Origin of the sequence: Vreelandella rituensis, from assembly GCF_003336665.1 — a bacterium.
Classification (GTDB): domain Bacteria; phylum Pseudomonadota; class Gammaproteobacteria; order Pseudomonadales; family Halomonadaceae; genus Vreelandella; species Vreelandella rituensis.
The window spans coordinates 56,784-72,638 of sequence record NZ_QPIJ01000009.1 but is presented as its reverse complement, the minus strand read 5'-3'; the positions used below and the strand labels follow the sequence as shown (position 1 = coordinate 72,638).

The 15,855-nt window shown below is 57.1% G+C and carries 14 protein-coding genes; 4 read left to right on the top strand and 10 right to left on the bottom strand.

Annotated features, from left to right (window positions below; all coding sequences use genetic code 11):
- Positions 1-2 precede the first annotated feature (2 nt).
- Complete coding sequence (locus DU506_RS06180) at positions 3-761, bottom strand: winged helix-turn-helix domain-containing protein (RefSeq protein ID WP_114486064.1); 759 nt, start codon at positions 759-761, stop codon at positions 3-5.
- Positions 762-1,065: 304 nt separating this feature from the next.
- On the opposite strand from DU506_RS06180, the gene DU506_RS06175 reads away from it, so the two are divergent.
- Positions 1,066-3,957 (top strand): ribonucleoside-diphosphate reductase subunit alpha, encoded by a 2,892-nt coding sequence (locus tag DU506_RS06175; protein ID WP_235825457.1) that lies wholly within the window; start codon positions 1,066-1,068, stop codon positions 3,955-3,957.
- Between the two features lie 38 nt (positions 3,958-3,995).
- Positions 3,996-5,246, top strand: a complete 1,251-nt coding sequence (locus DU506_RS06170; protein ID WP_114486062.1) for a ribonucleotide-diphosphate reductase subunit beta — start codon at positions 3,996-3,998, stop codon at positions 5,244-5,246.
- A gap of 111 nt (positions 5,247-5,357) precedes the next feature.
- On the opposite strand, the gene DU506_RS06165 is transcribed toward DU506_RS06170, so the two are convergent.
- The 3 genes from DU506_RS06165 to DU506_RS06155 form a co-directional block, all read right to left on the bottom strand.
- The gene (locus DU506_RS06165; protein ID WP_114486061.1) at positions 5,358-6,107 is read right to left on the bottom strand and encodes a copper resistance protein B; all 750 of its coding nucleotides are present in this window, start codon (positions 6,105-6,107) and stop codon (positions 5,358-5,360) included.
- A complete protein-coding gene (locus DU506_RS06160; RefSeq protein WP_114486060.1) occupies positions 6,104-7,804 on the bottom strand; it encodes a copper resistance system multicopper oxidase in 1,701 nt (566 codons plus the stop codon). The genes DU506_RS06165 and DU506_RS06160 overlap by 4 nt, the downstream gene beginning before the upstream one ends.
- 90 nt (positions 7,805-7,894) lie before the next feature.
- The gene (locus DU506_RS06155) at positions 7,895-8,422 is read right to left on the bottom strand and encodes a cupredoxin domain-containing protein (RefSeq protein ID WP_114486059.1); all 528 of its coding nucleotides are present in this window, start codon (positions 8,420-8,422) and stop codon (positions 7,895-7,897) included.
- A gap of 203 nt (positions 8,423-8,625) precedes the next feature.
- Between DU506_RS06155 and DU506_RS06150 the strand changes: the two genes are divergently transcribed.
- Complete coding sequence (locus DU506_RS06150) at positions 8,626-9,291, top strand: response regulator transcription factor (protein WP_114486058.1); 666 nt, start codon at positions 8,626-8,628, stop codon at positions 9,289-9,291.
- Positions 9,278-10,618, top strand: a complete 1,341-nt coding sequence (locus tag DU506_RS06145) for an ATP-binding protein (RefSeq protein WP_114486057.1) — start codon at positions 9,278-9,280, stop codon at positions 10,616-10,618. The genes DU506_RS06150 and DU506_RS06145 overlap by 14 nt, the downstream gene beginning before the upstream one ends.
- 129 nt (positions 10,619-10,747) lie before the next feature.
- Here the strand turns inward: DU506_RS06145 and DU506_RS06140 are convergent, their stop codons facing one another.
- The 6 genes from DU506_RS06140 to DU506_RS06115 all read right to left on the bottom strand — a co-directional run bounded on the left by DU506_RS06140 (position 10,748) and on the right by DU506_RS06115 (position 15,843).
- The gene (locus tag DU506_RS06140) at positions 10,748-11,845 is read right to left on the bottom strand and encodes a type III polyketide synthase (RefSeq protein WP_114486056.1); all 1,098 of its coding nucleotides are present in this window, start codon (positions 11,843-11,845) and stop codon (positions 10,748-10,750) included.
- Positions 11,842-13,032, bottom strand: a complete 1,191-nt coding sequence (locus DU506_RS06135; protein ID WP_114486055.1) for an NAD(P)/FAD-dependent oxidoreductase — start codon at positions 13,030-13,032, stop codon at positions 11,842-11,844. The genes DU506_RS06140 and DU506_RS06135 overlap by 4 nt, the downstream gene beginning before the upstream one ends.
- Positions 13,019-13,774 carry a methyltransferase domain-containing protein gene (locus DU506_RS06130; protein ID WP_220254306.1) on the bottom strand — a complete coding sequence of 252 codons (756 nt, stop codon included), beginning with the start codon at positions 13,772-13,774 and terminating at the stop codon, positions 13,019-13,021. Before DU506_RS06130 ends, DU506_RS06135 begins: the two co-directional genes overlap by 14 nt.
- A 70-nt stretch (positions 13,775-13,844) precedes the next feature.
- Positions 13,845-14,924, bottom strand: a complete 1,080-nt coding sequence (locus tag DU506_RS06125; RefSeq protein ID WP_114486053.1) for a patatin-like phospholipase family protein — start codon at positions 14,922-14,924, stop codon at positions 13,845-13,847.
- 143 nt (positions 14,925-15,067) lie between these two features.
- Positions 15,068-15,247: a PLDc N-terminal domain-containing protein gene (locus DU506_RS06120; protein WP_114486052.1), complete on the bottom strand. Its 180-nt coding sequence runs from the start codon at positions 15,245-15,247 to the stop codon at positions 15,068-15,070.
- A gap of 68 nt (positions 15,248-15,315) precedes the next feature.
- A complete protein-coding gene (locus DU506_RS06115) occupies positions 15,316-15,843 on the bottom strand; it encodes a retropepsin-like aspartic protease family protein (RefSeq protein WP_114486051.1) in 528 nt (175 codons plus the stop codon).
- Positions 15,844-15,855: the final 12 nt, after the last annotated feature.

Sequence of the window (15,855 nt, the reverse complement as noted above, 5' to 3'; positions counted from 1 at the left end):
AATTAGCTATCCTTGACGAACAGGTACCCTTTACTGCGCACGGTCTTGATCCGGTGTGGCTGGTTGGGGTCGTCACCGATCTTGGGGCGAATACGCGAAACCCGTACATCGATCGAACGGTCCTGACCGTCGTATTTGATACCACGCAACTCGCTGAAAATCTCCTCACGAGTCAGAACGCGCCCGGCATTGCGCGCCAATAGCCACAGCAGGTCGAACTCAGCGCTGGTCAAATCAATTCGCTCACCCTGAAGCCAGGCTTCGCGAGTAGCGTTGTCGATTTCCAGATTCTCGAATTTCAAGCGCATTTCACCGCCCGGCGCCGGCGCATCGGCACGCCGCAGCAGTGCCCGCATTCGGGCCAGCAGCACGCGGGGCTGAACCGGCTTGGGCACATAGTCATCGGCGCCCATTTCCAGCCCCAGCACCTGATCGAGATCATCGGTGCGAGCAGTCAGCATCATGATCGGCCCAGCGTAGTTGGGACGCACCCGGCGACAGACGGAAAGGCCGTCTTCTCCTGGCAGCATCAAGTCCAGAATCACCAGATCCGGCTGCAAGGTCAGTATGCGATCCACTCCCTTGCTGCCATCGGCTTCCAGGGTGACCTGAAAACCATTGGCTTGGAGATAGTCACGGGTCAACTCGGCCAGACGCTGGTCATCTTCAATGATCAGGATGTGGTCCTGATCGGGATAGTCAGGCACTACAGACTCTTGCGTTCCCAGCGCCTGAAATTGTTGTTCCAAGTGATCCACCATCCGTTTTTTTCACTCCATTGGGCTAATTTTTTATTTCACATGCCCATTGTGCATGCCAAGGTCATAACTTGTTACAAGGATACCTTAAAACAACCGGTACGCCTTGCCTTAGGCTGCATTTTCACACTTCCCATGGGTAAGCCTGGCACTGCCGGCCCAGGACTTGAATACCGAGATGAAACACACTATCTTGTGTTTTTTTAATAAACAAACACCACATAGTGTGCTTTAGCAGAAGCCTTCACTTCTATCAAGCTGCTTTTTTAGCCGTCCGGCAAAACCTGGCCTCATGGAATTTCCCATCATGTCCGATGATTTGTATCCCTCTACCGCCGCCGGCATTGCCGTCACCGCGCCGCAAAACCTGCGTGTCATCAAGCGTGAAGGCGGTGTCGCCCCCTTCAATGTCGACAAGATTTCCGTTGCCATGCACAAGGCGTTCATCGCCGTGGAAGGTGACGACGCCGCGGCTTCCTCCCGGGTTCGAGAGTTTGTCCCTCAGGCAACGCAAACCATTCAACAGGCTTTTCTACGCCGTATGCCCGATGGCGGCACGCTGCATATCGAGGATATTCAGGACCAGGTCGAGCTGGCCCTGATGCGCGCCGGTGAGCAGAAAGTCGCCCGCGCCTATGTACTTTACCGTGAAGAACATGCCCGGGCGCGCGCCACCCATGAAGCGACAATCGCCAAGCCGCATCCCGATTTGAATGTGATGCTACGCGATGGCGGCACCCGCCCGCTGGACCTGGGCCGTATCGAAACGCTGGTAACCGATGCCTGTACCGACCTGGCCAATGTCGACGCCGACGCCATTGTCCAGGCCGCGTTGAAAAACCTCTATGACGGCGTCACCGTCGATGGGGTTTCCCAGGCGCTGATGATGACCGCCCGCACCCTGGTCGAAAAAGAGCCCAACTACAGCTACGTCACCGCCCGCCTGCTCCAGGATAACCTGCGCCGCGAAGCCCTGTCTTTCCTGGGCGTCGCCGACGAAGCCACTTACTCGGAAATGGCGGAGCTCTACTCCCTGGCGTTTCAAGCGTATGTAAACAAGGGCATTGAATTCGAGCAGCTCGACCCTCGCCTGGCCGAATTCGACCTCGACCGCCTGGGCGCGGCACTGGATCACCGCCGCGACCTCGCCTTTACTTACCTGAGCCTGCAGACACTTTACGACCGTTACTTCCTCCACCATGACGATATTCGTTACGAGCTTCCCCAGATACTTTTCATGCGAGTGGCCATGGGGTTGGCGCTCAACGAAGACGATCGCGAAGCGCGGGCCATCGAATTCTACGAGCTGCTTTCCAGCTTCGATTACATGGCCTCCACGCCGACCCTGTTCAACGCCGGCACCGTACGCAGCCAGCTTTCCAGCTGTTACCTGACCACCGTGCCGGACGATCTAAACGGGATCTATAGCGCTATCCGCGACAACGCCATGCTCTCCAAATGGGCGGGCGGGCTCGGCAACGACTGGACGCCGGTACGCGCCCTGGGCGCCTGGATCAAGGGCACCAACGGCAAGTCCCAGGGCGTGGTGCCGTTTCTCAAGGTGGTCAACGATACAGCGGTGGCAGTGAATCAGGGAGGTAAGCGCAAGGGGGCGGTATGCGCCTACCTGGAAACCTGGCACCTAGACATCGAGGAATTTCTCGAACTGCGCAAGAACACCGGCGACGACCGTCGCCGCACCCATGACATGAATACCGCCAACTGGGTACCCGACCTGTTCATGAAGCGGGTGTTCGACGATGGCGACTGGACGTTGTTTTCGCCCTCCACCTGCCCGGACCTGCACGAGCTTTACGGCGCCGCTTTCGAGAAGCGCTACGAAGAATACGAAGCGATGACCCATGACGGCCAGCTCAGGTTATTCAAGCGAGTCAAGGCCAAGGATCTGTGGCGCAAGATGCTCTCGATGCTGTTCGAGACCGGGCACCCCTGGATCACCTTCAAGGACCCCTGCAACCTGAGAAGCCCGCAGCAACACGCCGGCGTGGTTCACTCATCGAACCTTTGCACCGAGATCACGCTCAACACCAGCATCGATGAGATCGCGGTATGCAACCTGGGCTCGATCAACCTGGCCCGGCATATCCGGGAAGGCAGGCTGGATAGCGCCAAACTCAGCAAGACCGTACGTACCGCCGTGCGCATGCTGGATAACGTCATCGACATCAATTACTACGCCGTGGATCAGGCGCGTAATGCCAATTTCAAGCATCGCCCGGTGGGGCTCGGCATCATGGGATTTCAGGATGCGCTCTACGCCCAGGACATCGCCTACGCCAGTCAACAGGCGGTGGAATTCGCCGACCGTTCCATGGAATTGGTCAGCTATCACGCCATCGAAGCCTCCTCGGATCTTGCTGCCGAACGCGGTAAGTACTCAAGCTTCGAGGGCTCGCTGTGGAGCCAGGGCGTACTGCCCATCGATTCCATCGAAAAGCTTAAGCTCGAACGCGGCGAAAGCTATATCGAGGTCGACACCAGCACCACTCAGGATTGGCAGCGCCTGCGTGAGAAGGTCACCCACCAGGGCATGCGCAATTCCAATGTGATGGCGATCGCCCCCACCGCGACGATCTCCAACATCTGCGGCGTGACGCAGTCCATCGAACCGACCTATCAGAACCTGTTCGTCAAATCCAACCTGTCCGGCGAGTTCACCGTGGTCAACGCCCCTATGGTGGATGATCTCAAGGCTCGCGGCCTGTGGGACGAAGTGATGATCAACGACCTCAAGTACTACGATGGCAGCGTTCAACCCATCGAGCGCGTGCCGGACGACCTCAAGGCCAAGTACGCCACGGCCTTCGAGATCGAGCCCAAATGGTTGGTAGAAGCCGCCTCGCGGCGCCAGAAATGGATCGACCAGGCCCAATCACTGAATCTCTATATCAAGGGCGTTTCGGGCAAGAAACTCGATGTCACCTATCGCATGGCGTGGTTTCGCGGCCTCAAGACCACCTACTACCTGCGCGCCCTTGGTGCCACCTCGGTGGAAAAATCCACCGTCGAACGCGGCACCCTGAACGCCGTGAGTAACGGCTCCGCGCCAACCGCCGTACCCGAATCTTCCAGCGTTCAAGAACCGCGGGGGGTCGATGACTTCCTGAACGGCAAGGGTGGCCAGCGCCCGCCGTCGGCAAGCGATATCGATGAACTGGGCTGCGAAGCCTGCCAATAACGCCCCTATACAAGAGATTCACATGACAGGAGAGCCACATGCTGAACTGGGATGAATTCCATGAGGACGACCAGGCCGTCGCCGAAACGATGTCAGAACCCAAGCAGGCACCCAAGCCGGTTCCCGCCGCCCCGACAGCGCCTTTTGAAGCCGATGCCGGTGAGCTGAAAAGCGATTACCGCCCGGTGGAGAACGACCGCCTGCAGCGCGCTCGCCAGTCGCTTGAACAATTGGATGTCGCCGCCGGCCTGGAAGAGCTGGAAATGGGTGCCGCGCGCATCGAAGTTGACGACAAGCAGATGATCAATGCCCGCGTCGACCTGAACCAGTTGGTACCGTTCAAGTACGAGTGGGCCTGGCAGAAATACCTGGATGGCAGCGCCAACCACTGGATGCCCCAGGAAGTGAACATGAACGCGGACATCGCCCTGTGGAAGAGCCAGGACGGCCTGACCGCCGACGAGCGTCGCATCGTCGAGCGCTCGCTGGGCTACTTTTCCACGGCGGATTCGCTGGTGGCCAATAACCTGGTGCTGGCGCTGTATCGCCTGATCACCAACCCTGAATGCCGCCAGTATTTGCTGCGCCAGGCCTTCGAGGAAGCCATTCACACCCATGCGTACCAGTATTGCGTGGAGTCGCTGGGCATGGATGAAGGCGCGGTGTTCAACATGTACCGCGAAGTGCCCTCGGTGGCCGCCAAATCCGCCTGGAGCCTTAAGCACACCCAGTCGCTTTCACGCCCGGACTTTCAAACCGGCACCCCGGAGACCGACCAGGAACTGCTGCGCAACCTGGTGGCCTTCTACTGCGTCACCGAAGGCATCTTCTTCTACTGCGGCTTCAGCCAGATTCTCTCCATGGGGCGGCGCAACAAGATGACCGGCGTGGCCGAGCAGTTCCAGTACATCCTGCGTGACGAATCCATGCATCTGAATTTCGGCGTCGACATGATCAACCAGATCAAGATCGAGAACCCCCATCTCTGGACGCCGGCATTCCAGGATGAAGTCACACAGATGATTCTCGAAGGCACCGAACTCGAGATCGCCTACGCCCGCGATACCATGCCCCGCGGTGTACTGGGCATGAACGCAGCGATCATGGAGGAATACCTGCACTTCATCTGCAACCGTCGCCTGGCGCAGATCGGCTTGCAGGAGCAATTCCCCGGCGCCAAGAATCCTTTCCCCTGGATGAGCGAGATCATCGACCTGCGCAAGGAAAAGAACTTCTTCGAGACCCGCGTCACCGAATATCAGGTGGGTGGCGCGCTGAGCTGGGATTGAACGACACCGCAAGACGCATCGTAAAATAAGGCGCCCCTGCTAACATCAGGCTACCTTCCTGATAGCGAGGGGCCCTTTTCTGCTAGCAAAATACAGGGCCCGCTCTGAAGATTAGAAAGAGAGCTTCGCTCCAATAACGGCGAACCAGTCCTCCGTCCCGCCGCCATCGGCTTCGGCGAAATCTGCCGTATCTCCATACTTGCGTTCATGAACCACCCCAACATAGGGAGAGACAGAACGGTCTATCAGGTCGTAGCTCAATCTGAGGCCGGTTTCGGTGGAAACCAGCCCCTTGCCGATCCCAATTTCCCGGTCTTCGCTGAATGCAACCGTGGCATCGAGATTAGCCGAGAGTATCCAGTAGTTCGTGAGCAGCAACTCGTACTCCGCATCCAACTCGGCGGATGTGTCCCCCTGCTTGTTCACATACAAATTCGTATCGACCTCAAACCACTGGGGAGCAAGGCCCGCAATACCCAACACCGCATAAGTCCGGTCAGGCCCCTCTGGAGTATCGAACCTGACACCGGCCTTGGCGTCGAAGAACTTGGAGATAGGAACCTGTCCCACCAGCTGGTTTTCAAGTCCCTCATAAGCCTGTTCCTCTATGGCATACTCGCCCTTGCTCAGCCAGCGAACCTTCAGGTCGTCGGTGCCATAAAAGATATCTGCATTCCAGACTGCTAACTCTTCGTCATCATCACTATAGCGGTACTCGAATTCTTCAAACTGCGCCCCCCCTATGGCGAGGGGCTTTTTTCGATCCGTGGTGTCAGACGGCATCTCCTGAGCCGACACCACCGCGGGGATGAACACGCTGCCCAACAAGCCCGCTGCCACTAACGATTTGATACGGCTCATGCATCACCTCCAAGGTCGGTCGCGGCGTCTGTACTGGGCTGGGAAGTCTCGGGTCCGCCCTCGACAATCACTTTTCGGAACATTCCTGCGGCGGCGTGATACGAGAGGTGGCAATGGAAAGCCCATTGTCCGGGTGCATCGACCTCGGTTTCCATATACAGGGTGGTGCCCGGCTGAACGCTGACCGTGTGCTTGATGGGATTCCATTCTCCCGCGCCCACATCGAGAATTGACCACATACCGTGGAGGTGCATCGGGTGCGTCATCATGGTTTCATTGACAAACTTGAAGCGAACGCGCTCGCCGTACTGCAGCCGGATGGGGTCCGCATCCTCGTATTTGACGCCATTGATGCTCCAGGTGTAGCGCTCCATATTGCCCGTCAGGCGGAGCTCGATTTCCCGAGTTGGCTCCCGGTCTTCATAGAGCGGTTTCTGGGCTTTCAGGTCCGCGTACGAAAGGAACTTGCCACCGTTGGCTGCCGTTGGGGCGATACCACTGCCTTTTGCATAGAATGGGGCACTGACTTCACCTTCATTTTCCATCATGTCGCCATGATCCATTCCCGGCATAGAGGAGCTATCCATTCCTGCCATGCTGGAATGATCCATGTCCGACATAGTGGAGTGGTCCATACCGCCATGATCCATTCCCGGCATTCCCGCCATGTCGGCCATGGTCAGACGAGCGGGGTCACGCATGGGCGGAACGGGTGCTTGCATTCCTTCTTCCGGCGCAAGCGTTGCCCTGGCAAACCCTGAACGGCCCATGGATTCGGCGAAAATAGTGTACGCCTGTGCATCTTGGGGACGCACAATCACATCGTAGGTTTCAGCGACACCAATCCGGAATTCGTCCACATTGACCGGCTGGACGTTGTTGCCGTCCGCCTGAACAACGGTCATATCCAGACCGGGAATACGCACGTCAAAATACGTCATGGCGGAAGAGTTGATGAACCTCAGACGAATACGTTCACCAGGCTTGAACACGCCGGTCCAGTTCTGTTTTGGACCCTTGCCATTAATCATGCCGGTAAAGCCTTGAACATCCTCGACATCCGCCTTCATCATGCGCATATCGCCCCAGGCCAGGCGATCTTTTACGGTGTTCATGAAACCCTGTTCAGACACCTCTGAAAAGAACTCTCCCACTGTCTGTTGCTGGCGGTTGTAGTAATCCGGTGTGGTTTTCAGATTCCGCATGATGCGGTCACCGGCGTGGGGATGTTTGTCCGTCAGCTGTACGACGTAGTCGCGATCGTACCGGAAGGGCTCTCTTCCCTCAGGCTCAATCACAATGGCGCCAAAGGCACCGTCTGGCTCCTGAAAGCCGGAATGGCTGTGGAACCAGTAGGTTCCGGCCTGGACAACCGGGAAGTTGTAGGTAAACGTTTCGCCCGGCTGGATACCGGGAAAGCTGATCCCCGGCACCCCATCTTGCTCGAACGGGAGGATCAGGCCGTGCCAGTGAATTGATGTCATTTCATCAAGGTTATTCGTCACGTTGATGGTGACTTCTTCGCCTTCCTTGAAGCGCAACTCCGGGCCGGGCGATTTTCCGTTGTACCCGATGCCTTCTTTTACGAAATCTCCGGTGTCAATCTTGATCCGATCGACCGTCAGGTCGTATTCGCCGGCCAATCCAACCACCGGCAATAGCATGCTAAGGGCACCTGCCAAAAGGCGTGCTTTCATGATGTTCTACTCCGTTATGCACTTACCACTTGCAGGGTGCCGAGCTTGAGCCGCCCGGTACCCGAATAGTTCAGAGGCACGACCTCCGGATCAGTTGAAATTCATATCGCCGTACATGCCGGCCTGGTAGTGCCCGGGTACGTTGCAGGCGAATTCAAGATTGCCCTTTTCCGAAAACGTCCAGACGATCTCCTTGCTCTGACCCGGCTCTAGCAACACACTGTTCGGATCGTCATGCTTCATGGAATGGCCGTTGCCCATATCCATCTCCATCATGTCGTGGTTCAGCTTGCCGCCCTGGATAACACCATGCTCAACCATCATCTCCATTTCCTCCTGGTGAGCTTCGTGCATGGCGGGCGTGCCGATATTGAATTCGTGCACCAGACTGCCCTTGTTCTCCACCACAAAACGCACGGTTTCTCCCTGTTTGACGTCAATAACCTCAGGTTCGTAGTAGTTGTCATGCATCTCGACAGTAATAGTTCGATCGGCTTCCGATGCCTTAGCCGGCTCACCGTTCTTCGCAGCTTGCCCATCTTCATGCCCACCAGCCCCTAGCGCTGTTACTGAAATCGACATGGCCACTGCAGCAACTATGAATTTTGATGCGTTCATCAAAACGTCTCCTGTGATATGGCTTGTGTTAAACCCTTTGCGGGCTTGTCCGGCAACCTGGGCATTCGATTAGAACGATCGCTACCATGGCGCATTAACCTGAATTCTTTCTGAAAATGCCGATATATTTGCTGTTCAGGCTGAATTCAGATTACTCAGCGACACTGCCACAGCCTGCTTTGACCCAGAGAAGGAAACGATAAATGCGATTACTGCTGGTAGAAGATGACCGCCTGTTAGCCGACGGGCTTGCCAGCCAACTTGAGAAAGCCGGTTTCAGCGTGGACACCACCCGCACTGCCAGAGAAGCAATGATTCTGGGTGAGCAAGAAGACTACAGGGCCGGCGTTCTGGATCTAGGACTGCCAGACGGAAATGGCCTGGATGTGCTGCGAAAATGGCGCATGAGCAACGCCAACTTTCCGGTATTGATCCTGACGGCGCGGGGAGACTGGCAAGACAAAGTAAACGGCCTGAAGGCCGGCGCAGACGACTACCTTGCCAAACCATTTCAGACGGAAGAACTGATTGCCAGGCTGAATGCCATCGTGCGCCGAAGCGAGGGGCGCGTGCAGTCCACGTTAAAGGCCGGAGGCTTTGAGCTCGACGAGAACCGGCAAAGCTTAAAAATGGCAGATGGTACTGAGCACAGTTTGACCGGCACCGAATTCCGCTTGCTTCGATGTCTCATGAGCCGCCCTGGGCATGTTTTTTCCAAGGAACAGCTCATGGAGCAACTTTACAACCTCAACGACAACCCGAGTGAAAACGTCATCGAAGCCTATATCCGCCGCCTGAGAAAACTGGTGGGTGTCAATACCATCGCCACACGCCGTGGTCAGGGGTACTTGTTCAATGATGCCGCTTAGAAAGCCGGCGTCCGTCAAGGGAACGCTTCTGGCCCTGTTGTTGCCGGCCAGCATCGTTCTGATGGGGCTCGCATGGCTTGTCCAGGGGTTATTGCTGGACAGGATGTCCCGAGAGTTCGTCGAGAGCCGGCTAAAGGATGAAGTGGCCTTCCTTGAGCATCAGATTCGTCAATCCGGCGGCAGAATAGACACGCTCCAGACAGGTGATTACTTCCAGGAAGTGTTTCATCATGCCTTCGCCATTCACTCACCCTCTCAAACGGTGATTTCGCCGCAATCCTGGCATCCTCTGCTGGCTCCCTTGCTGCAATCCGATCGACAGGGAACTCTCAGAGTACGCGATGCGAATGTACCCAGTGCGCCCTCGGATATTCTCGCCTATCGCAGATCGTTTTTCGTTAACGACACCCCCATGGTGGTTATCGTTTCGGAAGACATGGGGGCGTTGCAAAACAGTCAGGCAGAATTGCATGCCTGGACGGCTATCGTATCTATCTTGCTGATTCTTTTGCTCGTTGGAGTCATTTGGGTGGTTATCACCCTGTCAATGCGGCCCGTTGTATCGCTTCAGGCTGCCCTCAACAAGCTGCAGGGCGGTGAAATATCACGGATCAACGTCCAGGCTCCAGAGGAGTTCCGCCCCCTCGTGCAACAGCTCAATCAGCTCCTCGATTCTCTCGATCAACGACTCGAACGTTCCCGGGAGGCGGTGGCAAACCTCTCTCACAGCGTCAAGACCCCAATCGCGGCGGTTAGACAGATCCTCGAAGATACCAGCCGTCCGCTCGATAACCGCCTGAGACACGAAATGGGATCGCGACTTGGTGATATCGACAAGCAGCTTGAAGCGGAAATGCGACGTAGTCGATTCGCGGGCCCACAGCTGGGGAAAAGTACCTACCCAGTAAAACAAGCCAGAGACCTTTTGTGGATGCTAGGCCGTTTGTACCCTGAAAAGTCTTTCGAGTTATCAACTGAACTCACAGACGAGCACCGTTGGCCCATTGAAGAGCATGACCTGAACGAAATACTCGGCAATCTTCTCGATAATGCTGGAAAGTGGTCCTCTCGATGCGTCGAACTTTCCTTGAAGGAGGATCGCAAGCAAATGCAGATTGTCGTTAGCGACGATGGCCCCGGCGTAGCTGAAGACGCCATAGGTAAATTAGGCAAAAGAGGGTTGAGGCTCGACGAGCAGACGCCGGGCCATGGCCTGGGTCTGGCAATCGTTTACGACATAGTTCAGCGCTATGAGGGGCAAGCGGACTTTTCAAGAAGTATCTCAAATGGATTAAAGGTGCAGATCGCAATTCGACCTCCTGCCTGAGGCACTGGTTTCCATGCACGAATATCGAGGCGAGGACCATCAGGCTAGCTGCGTTAATGAGTTAATTACTCCCGGCCACTACAAGACGCCCCCTGGTTGAGGCTCATGGTATCAACGATGCAGGGTTCGCTAAGCCAGAAGCACTCCCTCAAATGCCAACCCCGGCCCGAAACCCAGCATTACGCAGGGGCCGCACGCCGCCTGGGCTCGCAGGCGTTCAAGCACGAACAACACCGTAGGCGACGACATATTGCCATGTTCAGCCAATACCTCCCGGGAAACAGCGTCGGCCTGCTCCGGCAATGACAATGCTTGGGTTACCGCTTGCAGTATATCCGGCCCTCCCGGGTGGATCGCCCAGTGGGCCACGTCCCTGACGCTCATGTCATGTCGCGCCAGCCAGCTCTGCATCCATTCCCCCAGCGAGGCACGAATCAATTTCGGCACCTCGCTCGATAGCGTCATTTCAAAACCATGATCGCCGACGCTCCATGTCATGGCATTGCTTGAATGTTGTGCAATACGACTCTGTGCCTCGATCAATTGCCACCCTTGCGCCTGGCTATCAGCCGGCCCCAGAATCGCCGCTCCGGCGCCATCCGCAAACAGGCCGTTGGCGACGATTTTCTGCGGGTCCCAGCCATACTGAAAATGCAAGCTGCATAGTTCGACACAGCAAAGCAGTACCCGCGCCTCTGGAAGCTCCCTGACCAATCCACTTGCTGCGCGCATGCCATTGAGAGCGCCATGACAGCCCATGAAACCCAGGTTCAAGCGCCCGATATCCGCTGATAGCCCCAGACGCTCAGGAAGTTCGCTATCGAGTCCCGGCGCCACCAAGCCGGTGCAGGTTACCGTCACCAGATGGGTGATCTCATGAGGTTCGACTTGGCTATTGCGCAGAGCCTCGCGACAAGCCCGCTCCGCCAGTGGGCCTGCTTCCTTCGCATAACGTTGCAGCCGGGTGGCGGTGGTGGGCCCGCGATCCTGCGCCGATAGCGGAGGGGGAAAGAAATTCTCGAACCCTTCGGCGCCTTCTCCAGGGCGCAGCAAGACACTGCCGCGACGTTGCACTCGGGTATGCCGATAGACGCGCCTAAGCCAAGCCTGCTGGCGTTCATCACTGGTACAGCGCTGCAGGGCGAGTTCGATTGCAGCATCCTGCCCTAACCCGCCTCTGGGCGAGGCGACACCGACCCCCATAAGGCTTGCCTGTGGCGTTTTCATTTCCTCTCCTTGGAGCTGAATCGGTAGCGACGATTGAGCCCTATCGTTAACGGCGCAGCCAGCGTCGGCACGGCGTTTACCAGCGGCAATAATGTCGCCATCAGACGGGGATGGCGCAGCAAGACCGATACCCTCCGGCAGGTGCGTTGGCGTTTGCCGATTATCCGGGCATGCCGTGCCGTCCATTGCCTGACCAGGCCAGGTTGCCACTGCTGGATAGCGTCAAGCGCCAGGGGCTCAACGGCGGCGGCACTCGCCAGTGCCCAGCCCATGCCTTCACCGGTGAAAGGCTCCACGTAGCCGGCCGCGTCTCCTACTAACAATAGGCGTTCGCCACCAAGGCAAGGATGCGAGCGCTTCATGCGGGGTGTGCCCTGCCAGTTCGCCTCGTAAAGCGAATCGAACAGCGCAAAACCCGAGGTTTGTAACAGCTGTGCCACGGCGAAGCTCGCCCCCCCGCACTGCTTTACCCAGGCTGGATCGAGGGCGGCACCGACACTGAGTCGCCCTTCCTCGACACGTACCAGACCAACGTAACCATGCCGCCCACAGGCCATATGTATCGTGCCCGGATGGTAAAAGTCCGGCGCATTGTCAAGGGTGGTACCTAGCCCGATGCGTGAAGTTTTATCTACATCGACATGCATTACTTTCGGGCTATCGCCATGCAACAGCCGGCTACCCAAACCGTCAGCCCCGATGACCAACCGGGCTTTGAGCGTTACTCGATCAGTGCCGTTAGCCAGCACCACAGGGCGCCACTCGCGACTGAAGGCCTTGGCATCGGCATCGGCATCTTGCGTATTTTCCAGCACTGCATGGGTTTCAGGCAGAAAACAGGTGCCGGCATCGATGGCGTGCTCCACAAGTCGGGCATCCAAGATACGTCGGCTGAGGGCCCGCCCAACAGGCAACTCCAGCACTGCCTGCCTCTTGCCGCTGGCCAGGCGGAGTTGAGAGTAAACCGGAACGCTACTGACCACATCTTCCAGGCCCGCCTCATGCAATGCTTGCAGCGAGGCCGCATTGAGACAGCCACCACAAACCTTGGCGCGCGGCCAAGCAGATTTTTCAACCAGCAAGACGCTGAAACCGCGCCGCGCCAGCCGATAAGCCGTGACACTTCCAGCGACGCCCGCCCCCACGACGACCACATCCCAGTCGCGTGACAGGTCATGAAGCGTCATGGTGACGCGACCAGGACAGCATGAAACGGCTCGGCCAATGGCGCTCGAATCGCACGCCTTGAAGCCCCGCCTGATTTGCCAGCCGCCGTGCCTCGGCCACCGTCAGTGCCGCGCGCACCGACCGCATTGCATCCACGTGGACGATTTTCGAGGCCGAAAGCAGGCGAGTACCCACGTAGGCCAGGCCATAGCCTGTGTGGTTACGGATCAAGTCACTGACAAGCAGGTGATCAGTCTGCGCTGCCAGTTTTTCTAGCAGAGCGGTAATCTGGGCATCGCTGAGATGATGCAGAAAAAGCGTTGAAGTGACGATGTCATAGCGAGCGGGCAAGGGGTCTTCAAGCACATCGAGAGGGAAAAAACTCACCTCTACCTTTTCATGAGCGGCCTGATGCTGAGCGAAGTGGAGAGCCGTGGGACTTATATCACAGGCCTCGATACGCAGGCGCAGACCGGCGTCACGGGCACGACGTGCCAAGGCAATGGCCACATCTCCCCCGCCGGTGGCAACATCCAGAACCGAAAGGCTGGAAAGCCGCCGGGCCTTGGCAATGCGTGCAATTCGAGGCCATAACGCCGCTGCCGTTCGGCTTGCAGCATTGATGCGGCGCAGACCGTTTAGCGCTGCCTGATGCGCCTTTCGATCCAGCGCCGGGTCGTCCATCAGTTCGCCTTCAAGCTGACGATGGGTAAGCGACATGAGCATGGTCCAAGCGCCCGTGGTGAAAGAAACTGCATTCACTATCGTAAGCTCCCCGCCAGGGGTCAAGCGCTTGATCTCTGCGCTCACGGTAGTCCGGTAACACCCTCGCTCACTTTCGAGCGTCCTTCTCCGATGACTCATCGGGTATCGCAACCGGGCGAAAAGTGTCCTCGAACAACACATCCAGGTCAAAGGTCGAATGATTGCCGAGGGCATCGAAATGAGTGTTCAGCCAACGCTCGGCCCAGGCACGCCCCTGAGCATGCAGACGAGACACAAAACCCCACTCGGCATTCATCTTGCTCGAAGCGCTGAGCTTCTCGACCTCCTGTTCGGCGTGAATCAAGTGCAAGCGCATCGAGCGATAGCTTTCCAGCTCCAGCCCTTCTGCATCGATCAATTGATGTAACAGCTGAATGCTGCGCAGCTCCTTTATCAGGCTTGAGTTGAAGGTTATTTCGTTGATTCTGTCAAGTATTTCCCGCGAACTCTCAGGCAGCTTCTGCCGTACCAGCGGGTTGACCTGCACCACCACCAGGTCGCGGCACCCTTGGTCATCAACCAGCGGATACAACGCCGGATTACCGCTATACCCACCATCCCAATAGGCTTCACCACCGATCTCGACAGCCGGAAACATGAACGGCAAGCAAGCCGAGGCCATGACGGTATCCACGCTCAGCTCAGGCTGGCGAAAGATCTTTGCCCGCCCGGTGCGAACGTTGGTGGCGGTCACGAAGACCTTCATTTTGCGACAGGCATTGACCAGGTCGAAATCGACCTGCTCCAGCACCAGATCACGCAAAGGATTGACCTTGAGTGGATTAAGCTTGGTCGGCGGTACCAGCTGGGTCAGGTTTTCGAAAAACAGGTAGCTGGGTGAGTAATCGAGGCTGTCATTACCCATCAACCGATCCCAGAAGCTGCGCTGAATCGGTGAAAAGCGCGCTGCGTCGCTGACGGCTTTCCAGAACGTATACAGCGCTTCGCGCGCACCCTCGCGCCCCCCCGTATGCAGACCGGAAGCCATCACCACCGCATTCATGGCCCCGGCACTGGTACCGCTGACACCATCGATTTCCAGGCGTTCATCTTCCAACAGGCGGTCCAGAACTCCCCAGGTCAGAGCTCCGTGCGAGCCACCACCCTGCAACGCCAGGTCGATGCGCTTGCAATCGTTGTTTGGCATAATTGCTCCTCTCAAGCCCAAGATTGATCTTGCAGTGTAAGCGGCCTCTTTCTCGATGTCGCATCGGCAAAAAAGCTCGGTGTCGCATGGACAAAAAAGGGCAAGCCACTGGCTTGCCCTTGAAAGAAGCTACGTTTTTACGACTATCCCTTGGGCCCGAACAATAACCAGACGATCAAACCGACTAACGGGAAAATCAGCAAGCCAAGAATCCACAGAACCTTGGCCACACCCCCGGCCGAGCTTTTTGCCACCTTGACGACGGCCCAGATCACGATGATCAGCCAAATCAGCCCTAGCAGCCCACCAACTTCAATGCCCATGATAATCTCCTTATCCTTAGCGGGGTGGTAATCAGTAGCCCTCAGCTAAGCACAAGGTCGAAGACTTCTCAAGGGATGTATTTGCTGGTTGGGGGGCTGAGCAACATCTCTCCGTCACGAATTTCGATGGCCAGGTGATTGAGAAAACTCATCCCCAGCAGCACGGTATCGCCTTCCATGCCCGGGCTGATCGAACCTTTTACATTACGCAATCGAATGCCTCCCAGGGCGATTTCTTCAACCTCGGTCAGGGAGCCCTCCACGCGGCCATTGGCGGTATTGAACCAGGCACTACGTCCGGATTTCAGCCCCAGCTCTTCGGCAAGCGACGCCGGTATCGCCACATAAGTGGCCCCGGTATCGAGCAGAAACCTTACTGGCTCCCCATTGATATACCCTGGGGCCACAAAATGTCCCGCCCGATTACGCTTGAGAGTGACGGGCTCATTATCGGGTGCCGCGTTGACCAACTGAGCATTGGGTCGAAACATATCCTCCAGGCCGCCTTGCAGCCACCAGGTACCCACGCCCATCAGCAACACCCAGAACAGCAGCATCATCCCCAGCCCGCTACGGAGAAGCCTACGATTGGACATGGCTCACCTCAT

Bases quoted from the DNA above. Each gene is read 5' to 3' on its own strand.
- DU506_RS06180 (WP_114486064.1), bottom strand. From the start codon at position 761: ATGGTGGATCACTTGGAACAACAATTTCAGGCGCTGGGAACGCAAGAG.
- DU506_RS06160 (WP_114486060.1), bottom strand. From the start codon at position 7,804: ATGAAAGCACGCCTTTTGGCAGGTGCCCTTAGCATGCTATTGCCGGTG.
- DU506_RS06115 (WP_114486051.1), bottom strand. From the start codon at position 15,843: ATGTCCAATCGTAGGCTTCTCCGTAGCGGGCTGGGGATGATGCTGCTG.
- DU506_RS06125 (WP_114486053.1), bottom strand. From the start codon at position 14,924: ATGCCAAACAACGATTGCAAGCGCATCGACCTGGCGTTGCAGGGTGGT.
- DU506_RS06120 (WP_114486052.1), bottom strand. From the start codon at position 15,247: ATGGGCATTGAAGTTGGTGGGCTGCTAGGGCTGATTTGGCTGATCATC.
- DU506_RS06155 (WP_114486059.1), bottom strand. From the start codon at position 8,422: ATGAACGCATCAAAATTCATAGTTGCTGCAGTGGCCATGTCGATTTCA.
- DU506_RS06150 (WP_114486058.1), top strand. From the start codon at position 8,626: ATGCGATTACTGCTGGTAGAAGATGACCGCCTGTTAGCCGACGGGCTT.
- DU506_RS06140 (WP_114486056.1), bottom strand. From the start codon at position 11,845: ATGAAAACGCCACAGGCAAGCCTTATGGGGGTCGGTGTCGCCTCGCCC.
- DU506_RS06170 (WP_114486062.1), top strand. From the start codon at position 3,996: ATGCTGAACTGGGATGAATTCCATGAGGACGACCAGGCCGTCGCCGAA.
- DU506_RS06135 (WP_114486055.1), bottom strand. From the start codon at position 13,032: ATGACGCTTCATGACCTGTCACGCGACTGGGATGTGGTCGTCGTGGGG.
- DU506_RS06175 (WP_235825457.1), top strand. From the start codon at position 1,066: ATGTCCGATGATTTGTATCCCTCTACCGCCGCCGGCATTGCCGTCACC.
- DU506_RS06145 (WP_114486057.1), top strand. From the start codon at position 9,278: ATGATGCCGCTTAGAAAGCCGGCGTCCGTCAAGGGAACGCTTCTGGCC.
- DU506_RS06165 (WP_114486061.1), bottom strand. From the start codon at position 6,107: ATGAGCCGTATCAAATCGTTAGTGGCAGCGGGCTTGTTGGGCAGCGTG.